The organism is Streptomyces liangshanensis, assembly GCF_011694815.1.
GTDB classification, from domain to species: domain Bacteria; phylum Actinomycetota; class Actinomycetes; order Streptomycetales; family Streptomycetaceae; genus Streptomyces; species Streptomyces liangshanensis.
The window spans coordinates 5,539,467-5,555,580 of the sequence record NZ_CP050177.1; the positions used below are offsets into that span (position 1 = coordinate 5,539,467).

General features: G+C 75.8%; 7 protein-coding genes. All 7 read right to left on the reverse strand.

Features of this window, described 5'->3' with window-relative positions:
- Positions 1 to 15: 15 nt before the first annotated feature.
- A complete protein-coding gene (locus HA039_RS24055) occupies positions 16 to 1,851 on the reverse strand; it encodes a hypothetical protein (protein ID WP_167033308.1) in 1,836 nt (611 codons plus the stop codon).
- A complete protein-coding gene (locus tag HA039_RS24060) occupies positions 1,848 to 5,678 on the reverse strand; it encodes a vWA domain-containing protein (protein ID WP_167033311.1) in 3,831 nt (1,276 codons plus the stop codon). The genes HA039_RS24055 and HA039_RS24060 overlap by 4 nt, the downstream gene beginning before the upstream one ends.
- The gene (locus HA039_RS24065; RefSeq protein ID WP_167033313.1) at positions 5,665 to 6,828 is read right to left on the reverse strand and encodes an AAA family ATPase; all 1,164 of its coding nucleotides are present in this window, start codon (positions 6,826 to 6,828) and stop codon (positions 5,665 to 5,667) included. Before HA039_RS24065 ends, HA039_RS24060 begins: the two co-directional genes overlap by 14 nt.
- Positions 6,825 to 11,837 (reverse strand): hypothetical protein, encoded by a 5,013-nt coding sequence (locus tag HA039_RS24070; RefSeq protein WP_167033315.1) that lies wholly within the window; start codon positions 11,835 to 11,837, stop codon positions 6,825 to 6,827. The genes HA039_RS24065 and HA039_RS24070 overlap by 4 nt, the downstream gene beginning before the upstream one ends.
- Before the next feature lie 56 nt (positions 11,838 to 11,893).
- The gene (locus HA039_RS24075; protein ID WP_167033317.1) at positions 11,894 to 12,790 is read right to left on the reverse strand and encodes a DUF4132 domain-containing protein; all 897 of its coding nucleotides are present in this window, start codon (positions 12,788 to 12,790) and stop codon (positions 11,894 to 11,896) included.
- A gap of 219 nt (positions 12,791 to 13,009) precedes the next feature.
- Positions 13,010 to 14,461: an amino acid permease gene (locus HA039_RS24080; RefSeq protein WP_243870246.1), complete on the reverse strand. Its 1,452-nt coding sequence runs from the start codon at positions 14,459 to 14,461 to the stop codon at positions 13,010 to 13,012.
- A gap of 211 nt (positions 14,462 to 14,672) precedes the next feature.
- Positions 14,673 to 15,719 carry a hypothetical protein gene (locus HA039_RS24085; protein ID WP_167033319.1) on the reverse strand — a complete coding sequence of 349 codons (1,047 nt, stop codon included), beginning with the start codon at positions 15,717 to 15,719 and terminating at the stop codon, positions 14,673 to 14,675.
- Positions 15,720 to 16,114 lie beyond the last annotated feature (395 nt).

Here is a 16,114-nt window from a genome sequence, read left to right on the forward strand (position 1 = left end):
GATCGGGGGCGCCGATCAGTTCGCGGCGGGTTCCGCCGGTGTCCAGGCGGCGAGCAGCAGTGATTCCGCCGCCGCCGACGCGTAGACCGCCGCGGCCAGCCACGCCCGCGCGAATCCCGTGGGATCGGCGGGCAGCAGCCGGCCCAGCACGTCGTGGCGCCGGTCCGCCGCCGCCTCGGCGAGTGCCTGGACGCGTTGCGCGCCGGTGGTGAGCCCCACGGCCCGCAGCCGCCGCGGCAGTTCCCCGTCGCCCGCCGCGGCGGCCACCGCCCGCCCGCCCGCGACCCCGCGCTCCACCGCTCGGCGCAGCAGGTCCAGTTCGACCGGCAGCGCGGGCGGCGGGGCGTCCGCGACGGACGCGGCCGGTGTGTCCCGTACCGGCGCGACGTCCGAACGGTGCAGCAGGCGCAGGCCCAGATCCGCCCGTACGGTCCTGTGGTCGTGCCCCGCCCAGGACGCGGCCAGGACGTGTATCCGGTCGGGGCGGTCGGGCACGGCCCGCGCGATCAGCCGCAGCGCCGACCCCGGCCGGGAGGCCAGCAGGCGGACGTTGTCGGCGTACGGGAGCTCGGGGCGTTCGTCCGGGGCGGCCAGGCGGAGGGTCGGGCCGCCCGTCACGGCGAACCCGGCGCCCGTGACCGTACCGTCCAGGAACAGCAGGTCACCGCCCGCCGCCCGGGCGTCCGCCGGTTCGGCCGACCAGCGCAGGGCCGCGGCCAGTTGGGCGGCGGGCGGCCGCTCCCAGAGCCCGGCCAGGGGCGCTTCGTGCCACCCCGCGCCCGTCGCCCGTACGGAACGCACCTGTCCGCCGCCGCCGATCCTGCCGTCCGGGGACACGGTCGGGGAGGTGAGGATGACCCCGCCGCCGTCCCCCAGGTCGCGCAGGCCCAGCGCGCAGCCGCCGGGCACGGGGGAGCCCGATGCCTGGAGTGCCCGTTCCGGACCGCCCGGAGCCACGTCGGAGAGTGTCCTGAGGGTGCCGTCGGGGGCCAGGGCGAAGACGGTGGCGCCCGCGTAGCCGGACGCGGTCACGATCGCCTCGGTGAACAGGCCGTGCAGCCGCAGCGGCCCCTCGGGCCGGTAACCGCGGCGCGCGGGCGCAAGGGCCGCCGCCGAACCCCGTACGAGATCCAGCAGCTCCACCAGATCGGCGGAGAGATCGGACAGCCGGAACGCGGGGTCGTCGGAACGCGCCTCGCCCAGCCGCCGCGCGATCCGCACGGCGGTGGCGGCGGGGCGGTGCAGCCCCGCCAGCCGCGCGGAGTGCGCCGCGTGGAGCAGCTCGGCCCGGTGCACCGCGCCGGACCCGGTGACCCCGGCGACCAGCACGGCCGTCGCCGCCTCGCCCAGCGACCCGAGGGCCGCCGACTGCACGGGGGTGAGCGCCGCGGGCGTGACCTGGGCAGGGGCGCCGGCCGTGGGGGTGTCGCCGGTCGGCGCTGGTACGGCGCCCCTCTCACCGCCCCCGTCCGGTCTGGCGGCGTCGCCCTGACCCGTCACCGTCACGGGCCCGGTCGCCTTGTCGTCTGCCGTTTCCGCTTCGGCCTCCGCCCCCGCCGCCAGGGGTGCGCGCGACAGGACGGCCGCGCGATGCAGACAGGCGGGCGCCAGCAGGCAGCCGCACACGGCGTCCGCCGCGTCGGCCACGATCCCCGCCGTGACCCTCAGCGTCACCACCGTGTCCTCGGCGACCCGGACCAGGACGCCGTCGTCGGTCGCCTCCACCGGCCAGCCGGCCGCCTTCGCCACCGCCCCGTCGACGCGTTTGCGCAGCCGTACGGGCAGCAGGTCGAGCGCGGCGGCCGCGACGTCGGCGGCCACCGGTGGCAGTACCGCGGCGGGACGAGTCATCGGCGCGCACCTCCTACGCGTTCGCCGACCCAGCGGGCCAGCTCCAGAGGGCTCAGCGCCGCGACCGGCATGCCGGCCCCGACCAACTGGCCCGCGATCCCGGTCGAATAGCGCGGCCTGCCCTCGTCGTCGAGCGAGGCGCAGCCGAGCACATGACACCCGGCGTCCACCAGGGCCCGTACCTCCGCGAGGAGCGGCGAGACCGGGCCGCCCTCCTCGAAGTCGCTGATCAGGACGACCAGCGTGCGGGACGGCACCGACACCAACCGCCGGGCGTGGCGCAGGCCCAGCGCGATGTTCGTGCCGCCGCCGACGCTCACCTCCAGCAACAGGCCCAACGGGTCGTCCACCTGGTCGGTGAGGTCGACGACCTCGGTGGAGAACGCCACGAAGTGCGTGCTCACCGCGGGCACCCCCGCCAGCACGGCGGCGGTCAGCGCGGCCCAGACCGTCGAGGCCTCCATCGACCCGGACACGTCCACGACGAGGACGAGCCGCCAGTCGGCCGTCCTGCGCGCACGGGTACGGAACACGGGGCGCTCCGGCAGCACGGTCGTCGCCCCCGTGTCCGGGTCGCGGCGCGCCGTCGCCAGGTTGGCCCGGATGGTCCTGGCCAGGTCCAGCGGACCGCCCGGGCGTCGGGTGGGGCGCGGATGGGAGAGGCCGGTGAGCGCGGGGCGCAGCCGGTTGGCGAGCGCCTCGGTCAACTCGGCCACCAGCCGCGCCACCAGGGGGCGCAGCCGGGCCAGTTGGTGTTCGGGGAGGCCGCCCGCGTACGACAGGACCGTCCGCAGCAGCTCCACGGAGGGGCGGGCCGCGCCGGGGTCCAGCTCCATGGCGGCGTCGATCCGCCCCGCGTCGGCGGCGGCCGCGAGCACCTCCTCGCGGACGCCGGGACCGAACAGCGCGGTCAACTCCTCCGCCCAGGTCCGCACATCCGGGTACGGCGCCCCGTCCCCGCCCCGCGAACCGCCCCGCCCCTCCTCACCACGAGAGCCCTCACCGCGCCCGGCCCCGTACAACTCGTCCAGGGCGGCGGCGATACGCCCGGCCCCGCCCCGCAACTCCCGCCCCCGCCCCAACAACAGCCGCCACCGCTCCCCGGCCGTGAGCACCGCCCCGCCGCCCTCTTCCGGACCACCGCCACCGAGCCCGCCCCCGACGGCCTTGACTGCCTCCGCTCCGGGACCGGTCCCGACCAGCCCGCTCCCGGTCGTGGGCTTTCCTTCCTCCGGGCCCCGTGCCGCGACCGTAGCGTCGGCCGCGACGACCCCCGTCCCGCCCGGCCGCGCTTCGGCGCCCGGGCGAGCGCCGCCCGCGCCCGTCGGCCCGAGCAGACCCCTCGCGGTCAGGGCCTCGCGGCCCGCCAGGTCCGCCGACGCCAGCAGCGCCAGCGCCACCGGGTCCGTCATCGGTCCCGGCAACGTGCCCGCCGCGAGGCCTGTGCGGTCCTCCACCGTGGCCAGGAGGCGGCTCCTCGCCGCCGGGGAGAGCGTGTCGAAGCCCGCGCGCAGGGCGGGCAGCCGGTCCAGGAAGTCCCGGTCCGGCAGTGCCTCGACCCGCTCGATCAGGGGGTCCAGGGCGGGCCCCGTCTCCATCAGCGCCCCCGCCGCGAGCAGCGCCCCGCGCAGGAAGCCGCCCAACTCCGTGCGGAGCGCGGTCGTGGTCGCGCCGTCCACCCGTGACGCCACCCGGACGCCGAACTCCGCCGCGTCCCCGCGCCCCAGCAGCACCCGGGCCACGCCCGCCGCGCCCCGGATCAGCGGGGTCGCGTCGGCCTCCAGCCGTACCAACGCGGCATCCAGCCGCAGACCGCCACCGAGCGCCGCCGCGGCCCGGCCCGCCAGGGAGACCAGCGCCCGCGCGTCCTCCGCGTCGGTGGACCCCGCGAGCCCGTCCAGCGCGCGCACCCCGGCGGCGGTGAGATCGTCGTACGCCTCCGTCAGCGCGGCCCCCTCCCATCCGGCCGGCAGTCCCGGCAGATGGCCCGACCTGATCCGGTCCAACAGCGAGAGCCCGTCGAGCAGTTCGGGCAGGGTCCCGGACGCGGGCAGCGACTCGGCGGTCTCCGCGAGGCGTTCCGCCGCGAGCCCCGGGAGGCCGCAACGCGCGGCCTCCTCCAACCCGGCCAGCACCTCCGGGGCGGTCGGGCCGCCGAGCAGGCGCTCCCGCGCCCGCCGCTGCCGCAGCGTCCCCTCTGCGGCCTGCTCCAGCGTCACCCCCCGCACACCGGTCACGTCGAGCATCGCGGCCGTCGACGGCGTCCAGGACACCGTCCACCGCGTCGTCAACGGGCCCGCGTCGCCCACCCCCGCGACCCCGGCCTCCTCCCCGTACGGCACGCGGCAGGCCGCCAGCCGGCGCAGGGCCACCTCGCGGCGCCGGTCCAGGTCGCCGCGGTGCGCGTCCAGCCGCAGTTCCCGGCGGTCAGGAGCGGCCGGCGTGGGCAGGGACAGTCCGCCGAGGAGCGTCTCGACGGACGGACCGAGCCCCGAACGCGGCGTCCCCGGCGCGAGCCGTCCCCGCCTGTCACCGACCAGCACCTTCTCCATCGCGGCGGCCACGACCCGGCCCCGCCCGTACAACTGCCCCTGGGTGAGCACGGTCTGCGCCGCCTCGACCAGCTCGCCCCGCCCGGCGGCGGGAAGCCCGCGCAGCGCGGCGAGGTCCCGGGCGACGCGGACGACCTCACGGGCGTCGGCGGGGCCGCTGGGGTGCCCGCCGTCCCGCACCGCCACGCAGATCCGGACCGCGGTCGCCGTCAACAGGTCGTCCAGCGGCGCGGGATCGCCCGCGGCGAGGTGCACCCCGCGCTGCCACTCCGGGTCCCTGATCCCCGCGGGATACCCGGACCGCTCGTCCAACAGGGCGTACGAGTACGGCACGAGCGAGGTCACCACGTCGTCACTCCGCGCCCCGCGCGGGGAATCGCTCCCCGGGCCGGGCGCCGCGTCGCCCCCCGCCGGGCGCGACACGTCGGCCTCCGCCGACCGCCGCGCGGGGAACCCCGCCCCCTTCGGGCCTTCCGGCACCAGCGCGGGCGCGTGGAAGGCCCCGATGACCGCCGCCGTGCGGCGGCCGGCCCGTTCGGCCAGGCGGCGGCGCATGTTCGCCTCCCGGCGGAGGTCGTACGGGTCGACCGCACCCGCGTCCGCCCGCAGGGCCCACCCCACCAGCAGCGCGGCCCGCCGCAGGGCTTCCGGCCCCGAGCCCGGGGCCATGGTCTCGACCAGCCGGTCCCACAGATCGTCCCCGGCCCGCCCGCCGGCCCGCGCCCGCAACGCGGCGGTCAACGCCCCACCGTGACCGTCACCGTTCGGCCCCGCCTCCGCGTCCCCCGGAGCCACCCACTCACCCCGGCCCTCCCCGCCCGGGCCACCGCTGTCGGGTCCACCAAGCTCCGGGCCGCCCCCGTCCGGGCCGCCGCCAGTACCCCGCGCCCCCAGCGGCAGGTCGAACGCGACGACCTCCACCCCCGCCTCCCGCGCCCAGCGGATCGCGGCCAGTTCGGGGGAGAACTCCGCGAACGGCAGGAACACCAACCCGCCGCCCGTCCCGTCGGCCCGGCCGCCCGCCAGGGCCACCGGGGGGACCGTCGCCGGGTCGGCGAGATACGGCAGCCAGGGCGCGAACTCCTCCGGCAGTTCCACGAACAGCACCTCCGGCGCCGCGCGCGTCAGCATCGCGGGCACGGCCGCCGCCAACGCGGGGGAGTGGTGCCGTACCCCGATCAGATACGGCTCCCCGCACCCGGCCAGCCGTTCCAAAGCCTCCCCGGGCACCCCCGCCTCGCCGAGCGGCCCCAGCTCGTCCTCACCCGAGTTCATCGCGCAGCTCCCACAGCGTCCGCCACAGCGGGGCACCCGTTTCCGCGCGGCGGCGGATCGGGCCGTCCCAGTAGCCCAGCAGTCGCGCGTGGTCCGCCGGGTCGTCCTTCCGGACCGTGCCGAGCAGGTGGCCGGGGAGCGTGCGCAGGATGTCCCGGCCGTCGCCCAGATACGCCGCCCCCAGGCCCATCGCCGTCGCCACCTGCACCGCCTCCGCCGTCGACATCACCGTCGAGGGGCGCTCGATCTCCCAGCCCTCCGCGCTCCGCCCGGTCCGCAGGTCCCGGAACGCCGTGATCAGGGCTTCGAGCACGGTGTCGTCCACCGAGAACCCCGCCCCGCTCCGCGCCAGCGCCGCCGTCGCCTGGCCGCGTACCAGGGCCGTCTCCGCGTCCAGGTCGTCGATCGGGCCCACCGTCTCGAAGTTGAACCGCCGTTTCAGCGCGGCGGACATCTCCGAGACCCCCTTGTCGCGCAGGTTGGCCGTGGCGATCAACGTGAAGCCGGGCGCCGCGTGCACCGTGCTGTCCCCGTCCTCCCCGCCGGCCAGTTCGGGCACGGACATGCGGCGTTCGGAGAGCAGCGAGACCAGCGCGTCCTGCACCTCGGGCAGGCAGCGCGTGACCTCCTCGATCCGGGCCACCGCGCCCCGGGTCATGGCCCGCAGGACGGGGGAGGGCACCAGCGCGTCCCGGCTCGGGCCCTTGGCGAGGAGCATCGCGTAGTTCCAGCCGTACCGCAGCTGGTCCTCCGTGGTGCCCGCGGTGCCCTGCACGGTGAGCGTGCTCGTGCCGCACACGGCCGCCGCCAGCAGCTCGGAGAGCATCGACTTGGCCGTACCGGGCTCGCCCACGAGGAGCAGCCCGCGCTCGCCCGCCAGCGTCACCACACACCGCTCCACCAGTGAGCGGTCGCCCACGAACTTCCGTGACACCGCCAGCTTCCCGCCGTCCGGCGCCGTGAGCGGCACGCCGTCCGTGCCGCAGACGAACAGCACCACCGCGCGGGGCGTCAGCCGCCAGCCGGGCGGACGCGGCCCTTCGTCGTACGACGCCAGGAACGCCAGCTCCGCCGCGAAGCGGTCCTCCGGCAGCTCCACCTGCCGGGCGCCGCCGCCCGCCTCCGGCGCCGGCACGGTCTGTTCCCTCATCGTCTGCCTCCCCGGGCGCCACGGCCCTTGAACTCCTCGAACGCCGGCAGGTCGCCGCCGTCCACCCGCCGCCACGCGGCCTCGAACAACGCGGGCACCGGCAGGTCCGGCACCACGAAGCCCGGCCTGTCGCGCGGCAGCAGCGCCGTCTTCCAGCTCTCCACGGGCAGCCGGGGCGCGTCCTTCTCCTCCAGCCAGCCGCCGGGCAGGAACAGCGTGCGCCCCGCGCGGGCGCGCCTGCCCTCCACCACCCGCTCCGTGGCGGTCAGTTCGGCCCGCGCCTTCTTCAGCCGGGCCGGCTTCCACCCCGTCCACGCGGCCTGGTTGCGGTCGGTCGGGTCGGGCAGCGCCAGCAGCATCAGGTAGAGCGCGGACGCGTCCTCGGACATCCCGGACCGCTCCGCCACCTCGGCCACCAGCCCCGGCACGCTCGACCGCGGGTCCTGCGCGGGGCCGGCCGGGCCGTCCGCCGAGACCAGCGCCAGGAACTCGTCGCTCAGGACGGCCCGCAGCGCCTCCAGCGCGGACCCCTTCCCCGCCGTGGCCACCAGGAGCGTGAGGTCCGGGTGGTCGGGCCCGCCGCCGCCCCCGCCGTCGACCCCCGGCTCGGGCAGGACCGCCGAGGGCCGCACCCAGATCTCGTCGCTCTCCGTCCGCCACCGTGTCGGCGTCAGGACCAGCGCGGCCGACAGCTCGAAGAACTCGGCGTCGCCCGCCGCCCGCTTGGGCGCCAGCCCGTACGCCTCCCGCAGGCGCGGCGCCACCGGGTCGTAGGCGAAGTCCCGGTCGACGCCCAGGTCCATCAGCAGGCCCGGGTCCGCCAGCCTTTCCCGCAGCCGGAGCACCGTCTGGGGGAGCACCGCCCGCAGCGGATCACCGAACGGGAGCCGGTACGCGAGCCAGCGCAGGGCCTCGACCCAGTTGCCCAGCGTGCTCCCGGTGAGCAGCCGCGTCGCGTCGGCCGGCTCCAACCGGCCCTCCACCAGGCGCTGTTCCGTACGGCCCGTCAGCTCCGCCTGCCACGCCGGGTTGAGCACGGCGTCGACCGCCTGGCTCGCGCGCAACTCCGCCGACACCGCGCGGATCACCGAAGGCGGCAGGACCCGCCGCTTGCCGCGCGCCGCGACCCACTCGCCCACCAGCGGCTCCGCCGGGAACCCGGCGGTCCACAGGTCGGCCACCCGCTCCGGATCGGCAGGCAGCAGCAGGGCGGTGAGGGACCGCCGCTGCTCGGTGCCCAGCGCGCGCAACAGGGACACGGCCCAGTCCAGTTCGGGCTTCTTCACGTCCAGCGGTTCCAGGAATTCGGCCGGCACCTGGTCACCCCCGTAGTGGTTCAGGCCCGGGCAGCCGAGCTGGAACAGCACGCCCGCCGTCGGCGTGATCCCCACGCGCTCCGCGAACTCCACGCCCAGCTCGGGACGGTACGGCAGCGGACCACGCTCACGAACCGACTCCACCAGGCGGCGCACCGCCGGAGCCCGCACCGGGTCGTCCGCCGCGCCCAGCACCTGGGATCCCGTGACGGTGGTGCCCTCCCAGGCCCCGAAGACGCCGGCCGGGTCGTACTCCAGGCACTGCCAGTACTCCTCCTTCTCGTCGGCCCGCGAGCAGCCGACGATCAACAGCCGCCGCGCGCCCGCGTGCCGCACCTCGCCGCGCACCCGCTCGTCGGCCTCCTCCGCCTCCTCGTCCTCGTCCGCTTCCTCCTCGGGGCCGACCGGCATCCGCAGCTCCACGATCCGCAGCCGCCCCCGCGGGTCGACCATGATCGCCGCACCGTCGTCCTCACCGGCCTCCCCGGGACCCGCGCCGGCCTCCGCCCCCGCCCGCACCGCCAGCGCCGCGTCGAGGAACTCCAACAGGGCCTCGCGGCGCGGCTCCGACGTCACCGGCAGGGCGGCGCGGACCGCCAGGGCCACCAGCGTCGATCCGTACAGCGGCACCCAACTGTTGCTCCCGGGCGCGGCCTCGGGCAGCCCCGGCACCCCGTCCGCCGCGAGCAGCCCCGCCACCTGCGCGATCTGGTCGAAGGTCGCCGTCGTCCCCGGGGACGTGCGCCGGTACCCGAAGTGGTACCCGTTGGGCGCGAGTCCCTCGAACGCCTCCCCCAGCACCTGGTCGTACGCGTGCCGCACCGCGGGACCGTCCGCCTCCGACTCCCCGGGACCCCGCTCCGACCGCTCGGCGAGCCGCGCGAGACGCTCCGCGTGGCGGGCCGACTCCTTCACCAGGCCGGCCACCCCCGCCACCAGCCCGGGGTGGGTGACCCCGGGCAGCAGCGCGCGCACCGCGTCCACCGGTTCCGCACCACCGGCGACGGCCGACAGCAGCGCCTCCGCGTCCGCGTCGGTGACCGTGCGCAGCGCCGCCGAACCCCGCTCGTCGCGGGGCCGCAGCGCGTGCCAGTGCGACGTCGGCGGGACGAGCCGCGTGCCCGCGCCGTACGTCCCCTCCGAGCCGCCCGCGGTGTGCCGGGCGACATGGATCCCCTCGCCGTCGTACAGGTCGATCTGCGCGCCGCCGTACGCGGGCGTCTCGCGCGGGTGCAGGATGGCTCCGCCGGGCAGCCGCATCGGCGGCAGCGGCACCCCGGAGTCCTCGGGGACGGCCGGCCCGCGGGTGCCGTCCACCGAACAGGCCGTGAGCGTCTTCGCGTCCGGGTCGTGCGTCACGTACCAGCCCAGCAGCCCGTCCTTCGTCCCGAACGGGGAGGACTCCAGGCCGGGGCGCACCGGAAGCAGCCGGCAGGCCCTCTCCCGCAGCCGGACGGCGTCGCCGGTCAGCGCCGACGCGAAGAAGGCGGGCACGGAGACGCGGCCCCGGCGGGCCGACGCCGGGTCGTACTCCCACCACTGGTCCTCGTGCAGGACCCAGACGGAGATGCCGTCGGAGGCGACCGGCCTGCGCTCGTCCGCGAACGAGATGTCGCCCGGGTGGACCGGCCGCCCGCCGTAGCAGCGGCCCCCGCCGGGCAGGGGGAGCGAGGGCACACCGCCGCCGTTGCCCTGTCCGTGGATCTCGCCCTGGGGCTTGAACACCTCGGTGGGACGGCCCGACCACACACCGCGCCGGTCGTCACCCCATCCGTTGACGACGAGCCACTGACCGTCCACATACGCGACGTGCGTCGTGTCCCACGTGGTCTTCGAGACCGCGGGCAGCGTCAGCGTCCGCCGGTCGAGCACCTGGTCCGGCCCGGCCGCCGCCACCTGGAGGCCGACCCGCACGACCAGCGCCGGCCAGGCGTCCGTCAGCCGGTACGGCTCGTCGGCGCCCTGCTTGGCCCTGCCCGCCGGGGCCCCGTTCCTGGGCGACTTCCCCAGGTGCGGCAGGGCCTCCTCCAGCCCCTGATGACCCAGCTCGTCGAGGATCCCGGCGCGCAGGGTCCGCGCCAGGGCCGGGGCGGGGGACACCGCGGTGATCCGCCGGACCGCCCCGGGCGCGGTGGCCAGCACGGACGGCGACGAGAAGCGCGCCAACTGGTTCAGCCTGTCGTTCAGCTCGGGCATCCCGAACGGCCGGGCCAGGTCGTCGGCCCGCTCCTCCAGCCAGCCCGCGAGCACCGTGCGCAGCGCGGGGTGACGGGCCATCGATTCGAGCAGCTCCGGCGCGTTGCCACGGCCGGCCTCCTGCTCCACGGCCGCACGCAGCGCCCGGGCGAAGCGCGGCTCCGAGGTCACCGCCACCAGGTCCCTGCGGCCCTCCCGCTCGTCGGACAGCCAAGCGCCCAGGTGCACCTCCCGCCCCTCGCCGGAGAGATCCTCGATGGGCACGCCCCAGGCGACACAGGCGTCCAGCAGGTCCAGGTCCACCCCGGTCCGCCAGCCGGTCCCGCTGCCCAGCCGCACCGGCACCGCGTCGGCGACCAGCCGGTCCACCAGCCGCTCCACCAGGGTCAGTTCGGCGGCGAGCCGCGGGGTCTGCCCCCAGCCACGCTGCCGGTGCGCCGCCCAGGACGTCAGCCAGCCCGCCGCCGGGACCGTGCCGTCCAGCAGCAGGTCCACCGCCCCGCACCGCTCCAGCAGGGCCAACCACGCCTCGTCGAAGCCCACCTCGGCGCCGCCACCCGGGGCCGGCATCAGCGACAACAGCCGCTCCCGCACGGTCAGGTCCTCCGTCGCCACGTCCGACAGCGACGCCAGGGCCGTTTGCCAGAAGCTCGCCGCCGCGCGGCTCATCGCCCCCGTGTGGATGATCTCCGCCAGCAGGGACCGCTCCTCGGCGCGCGCGTCGAGCCCGGCTCCCTTCGACAGGCGCCGCAGATCCTCCAGCATGCCCGCGTACGGGGCGAGCCCGGCCGCGCACCGCTCCAGGGAAAGGGTCTTGAACTGCTCGTACGCCTCCGCGGGCGACAGCCGCACCGCGAGCCCCCTCGCGTGCTCCCGCAGCGCCTTGGCGCTGAGCGCGCCCGCCGCGGCGAACTCCAGGAAGACCTCCCGCAGCCGCGCCTCGTCCACCGCCAGCGCGTACCGCTGCTCGGCCGTCCTGGCCTTCCCGAAGAACGTCGCCGCCTGCGCCGTGGACTCCACGGCCAGGAAGAGCCGCGCGACCTGTTCGTAGAAGGTGGGCAGGAAGTGCGGTACGGAACGGTCGAGGCGCTCCCCGATCTCGTCGAACCCCTCCTTCGCCAGGCCGGGCTTGGTGGCGACGAGCCGCGCGAGCCGCTCCATCTCCTTGACCACGGCGAGCGCGTGGTGCCCGTTGCCCGGGTCGTTGACCAGCGCCCACGCCGGGAAGCCCAGGGACTGCCGCTTCACCCGGCCGACCTCGGCGACCTCCTCCGCGGCGAAGCCCAGATACTCCACGGAGAGGTCCTCGGCGGCCCCGATCGCACCGGGGACCAGCCGCACCACCGTGCGCCCGTCGAGCACCGGATGGCCGTACGCCCGCGCCGTCAGCACGTCGCCCGGCGCGGCCCCCTCCTCCGCGCCCAGCGGCAGCACCGCCCCGGCGCCCAGCAGATCCGCCGCCGACAGCCCCGCCCCCAGCAGCCGCCCCTCGCTCACAACGCCCCCACTCACAGCACCCTCAGGCACGACAACCCCGCCCACAGCACCCCCGTTCACAGCGCCCCCTCCTCTTCGCTCTCGACCACACGGCCCGCGAACACCAGCGCGGCCATCCGCTCGCCCTCGGACCAGGCGACCGGGCCCACCTCACCGAGCGGCAGCCGCCGCCCCGTACCGTCCCGCCACTCCAGCGCGCCCGTCCGCGCCTCCGCGTCCGGGTAGTCGCCCCCCAGCCAGTACGCCGCCTCCAACTGCCGCCCGTCCTCGACCAGCCGGCACAACGCCTGACCGCCCCGCACCCGGTAACCGAGCGTCAGCGCCCGCCCGGTGGCGTGCCGCAGCTGCGCGAACTTCCCGTTCGCGTACGCGCTCCAGCCCGTGTCCGTGCCGGCCGCCCCCACGACCCCCTCCGGCCGCTGCCACACCTCGCGGAACAACTGCTCCACCCCCTGCTCGACCTTCAGCTCCGCCGCGAACTCCCGCAGCTCCGCCAGGTCCTCGAGCAGCACCGGATGCGGGATCAGCACCGACGGCACCTCGGCCGGCGCCAGCCACACCGAGTCCCCGTCGAGATCCACGATCCCCAGCCCCTTCACCGGGTCGGCGTCCCGCAGGAACCCGGCGCGCGCGGTGTCCGCCGAGCCGTCCCCCGCCACCGGCGCCACCACCAGGTCGCGCAGCGCCGCCTGCCACGCCGTGTCCGGCCATACCCGCGCCAGCAGCGCGACCGGCACCGGCAGCGACCGCACCAGCCAGGCGTCGACCTGCTCCCGGCACTCGCCCTCGTGCCGCGCCAGCCACTCGGCCAACTGCCGCAGCCTGACGACCTCGACGTCGTCCTTCAGCTTCGGCGGCACCTGCTTCAGCGCCCTGCCGGCGGCATTGCGGCACAGCACCCGCGTGCCTTCCAGCGAGACGGCATACCCGCCCGCCGTTTCGATCCAACCCATGGCAGGACCCCTCCCCGACCTTCTGGTTCTCGAACTGATCACCACGTTAGGCGGGGGGTCTGACAACGCCCCGATCGGCCCGGCGAGCCGGTGGACCAGCGGCCGTGCCGGGCCGCCGAACCGGTCGGGAACGCGCGGAGGGAACGCGCGGAGGGGCCGCGCGCCCACGACGCCCGGCCCCTCCGACAGCGCGGCCTCGTCCCGAGGCGCCGTCCCGCGTCAGACGATGTCCTCCATCTGCTGCATGTCACGGGGCGAGTTGGCGTGCGTACGTGTCTCGCCCGCCCGCCGCGCGACGGGCCAGTACGCCGTCGCCAGCAACAGCGCGCCCGCCAGCGTCACCACGGCGTAGTTCATCGTGTCGATGGTGACGGGATAGCTCTGCGGCAGGCAGAACAGGATCGTGCAGAGGGTCACCCAGATCACCGCCGTCCAGCCCACCAGGTCGCTCCAGCGGCCCAGGTTCCACGGCCCGGGCGTGAACCGCTCCGGGCGGATCAGCTTGAGGAACACCGGGATGATGTACACCGGCGTGATCCCGACGACGCTGATCGCCGTGATGGCGCCGTACGCGGTGGTCGACCACAGCGACGGCAGGGTCAGCGCGAAGGCCGCGACGACCGTCATGCACACGGCCCAGTACGGCACCAGGGTGCGCGGGCTGATGCGGCGCCAGAGGTGCGAGAAGGGCAGTTCGCCGTCACGGCTGACGGCGAAGACCATCCGGGAGCCCGACGTGGTCACCGCGATCGTGCAGAAGAACATCGCGCCGATCACCAGGAGCAGCATCAGCGTCGCCCCGTCCGTGCCGAGCGCGTCGATGAGGATCTGGGCGGGCGGCACCCCGGTCTTGGTCGCCTGGGTGGTCGCGTAGTCCTGGATGGCGAACGTGAGGCCGGCCAGCAGGATGAACCCGCCGATCCACGACCACACGATGGACTTGATGATGCCGCGCGGCGCGGAGACGGCGGCCTGGGTGGTCTCCTCCGACAGGTGCGCGGAGGCGTCGTACCCGGTGAAGGTGTACATGGTCAGGAGTAGGCCGAGCGCGCACACGTACAACGGGTTGGAGAAGCCGGTGTCGTTGACGAACTTCCCGAACACGAAGCTCGGCGACTGGTGGCTGTCGGGCAGGATCCACAGTGTGCCGACGATCGTCACGATGCCCACGAGGTGCCACCACACGCTGAGGTCGTTGAAGAACGCGGCGATCCGCACCCCGCACAGGTTGATCGCCGCGACGACTATCAGGATGACCGCGAGGATCAACAGCGTGGAACCGGGCGTGGGTTCGTAGTCCGTCTGGAGGCTGAGCAGCGCCCCGAGGAAGGCCGCCGCGCCGTAGCCGCTGCCGGCCAGGCCGCCCAGCATGCCGAGCAGGTTGATCCACCCGGTGTAGTAGCCCCAGCGCGGGCCGCCGAGGATGCGGGCCATGTAGTACATGGCTCCGGAGGTCGGGTACGCGCTGGTCACCTCGGCCAGGGCCATCCCGATGACCAGGACCATGGCGCCGGCGCCGACCCAGCCCCACATCATGACGGCCGGGCCGCCGTGGCCCATGCCGTATCCGTAGAGGGTCATGCATCCGGTCAACACCGAGATGACGCTGAAGCTGATGGCGAAGTTCCCGAACGGGCCCATGCGCCGGGCCAGGACGGGCTGGTAGCCCAGCTCCTTGAGGCGCTGCGCGTCCGGTGTGTCGGTGCGGTCCCCGAGCCCGAAGGCGCCGCTCGGGGCGGGGCCGCCGGTGGGGGAGCCGGTGGGTGAGGTGCCTGTCGAGGAAGACAACGGTCGTCCTTCTGCCGTGGTGGTGGGGGATCGGGGGGTGTGACTGACTGGGGGGTGCAACGGACCGGATGACGTACGGGACGGGCGGGCGCGGTCAGGTCGCCGGCCGCTGCCGGTGTCTGCCGAACCGCGGCTGGCTCGTCCGCGCGCCCGCCTCGGCGACACTCAGGCACTGGCTGCGGCAGCGCGCGATGTGGTCGACGAGCGCGTCCTTGTCGGCGGGGTCGGGCAGCCGGAACTGCCAGGGACGCGGCGTGATGTGACGCCCCATCGCCTGGAACACGGCCCCCGCCTCCTTGTACTGCTGTCCGGCCCACAAGGCGTGCGCGAGGTAGTTGAGGTCCTGTACGGAACGCTCCGCCTCCGTACTGAGGGCGAACCATCCGTGGAACGCCGACAGCGCGTCCTGGATCGCGTAGCTGTTCAGCCAGTGCATGTCGAGCGCTTCCCTGGGAAGCCGCAGCCACCGCTCGACGCGTACGTACACCGGCAGCATCAACAGCGCCGCCGCGGCGGGCTGCTCGGCCCGGCTCAGCACCCAGCGCGCGTACCCGTCCGCGTGGCTGATCGCCGAGGCGTCGGGCCGGCTGAGCCAGTACTGGAGCATCCGGTGGTACGCCTCGCGGTTGTACGGGTCCAGGGCGTCCGCCCGCCGCAACAGCCCCCAGGGCCCGGCCGGCAGCATGGGGTCCGAGGCCTTCACCCGGTGCTCGCCCGCCTGTTGGTCCTCGTCTATGACGGCCAGGGCCAGGAAACAGGTCCAGGGCACGGGGTTGTCCAGCGCCGCGTGCACGGCGGTCCGGCAGGCGCCGAGGGCCGTGTGCCACAGGGTGTCCGCGTTCGGGTGCCGGCCGCGGAAGGCCCGGAGCGCCCGTTCCGACGCGACGCGGGCGAGCATCACCGTGGCGGTGGCGCCGGGTTCGTCGTCCGCCCAGGCCTCCACGACGTCCGTGCCGGCGGCGGACGCGGCGAAGACCTGGCTGCGGTACGTCCAGGCCGCCCAGGAGCGTGAGGTGTCCGTCTGCGCGAGCAGCGTCCGCATGGCCATCCACCGGCCGAGCGCCACATCCTCCAGCGCCACCCTCAACTCGTTGTCGGAGCCCGCGGGATGCATCACCGGGCGCCAGTCGCCTTCCGCCATGGTCAGCCCCTCGCCACGCCGGTGCCACCGGCCCGGGCGGCGCACACGGCGGCTGTACGGGGGGTACGGGACACGGCCGGCGCGGTACGGGACCCGGGGCGCGCGTCGCGCGACGCCGGGGCCACGGGGGCCGCATGGCGGGCACGGGGGATCGGGCGGGTCAGCCCCGCGGTCGCGGCGCGGTGTCCGGCGGTCGGGGCACAGTGCCCGGCGCTCGTCATGGTGGGGGGCTCCGAGGGAAAGGGGTGGTGAGAACAGGCCGGCGGCGGGCTCGTCCGGCACGGCACGTGGGGTGGGCGCACCGCGAGCCGGGCGAGGCTCCGGGCGAGTGGCGGACCGGTCGGCCCTCCGGCTGCGCCGACCGGCTCGGTGGCGGGCGCATCCTTACTCTTCTG

Excerpts from the sequence above, each read along its gene's own strand:
- HA039_RS24085 (WP_167033319.1), bottom strand. The coding sequence starts at position 15,719 with ATGGCGGAAGGCGACTGGCGCCCGGTGATGCATCCCGCGGGCTCCGAC.
- HA039_RS24060 (WP_167033311.1), bottom strand. The coding sequence starts at position 5,678 with ATGAACTCGGGTGAGGACGAGCTGGGGCCGCTCGGCGAGGCGGGGGTG.
- HA039_RS24065 (WP_167033313.1), bottom strand. The coding sequence starts at position 6,828 with ATGAGGGAACAGACCGTGCCGGCGCCGGAGGCGGGCGGCGGCGCCCGG.
- HA039_RS24075 (WP_167033317.1), bottom strand. The coding sequence starts at position 12,790 with ATGGGTTGGATCGAAACGGCGGGCGGGTATGCCGTCTCGCTGGAAGGC.
- HA039_RS24055 (WP_167033308.1), bottom strand. The coding sequence starts at position 1,851 with ATGACTCGTCCCGCCGCGGTACTGCCACCGGTGGCCGCCGACGTCGCG.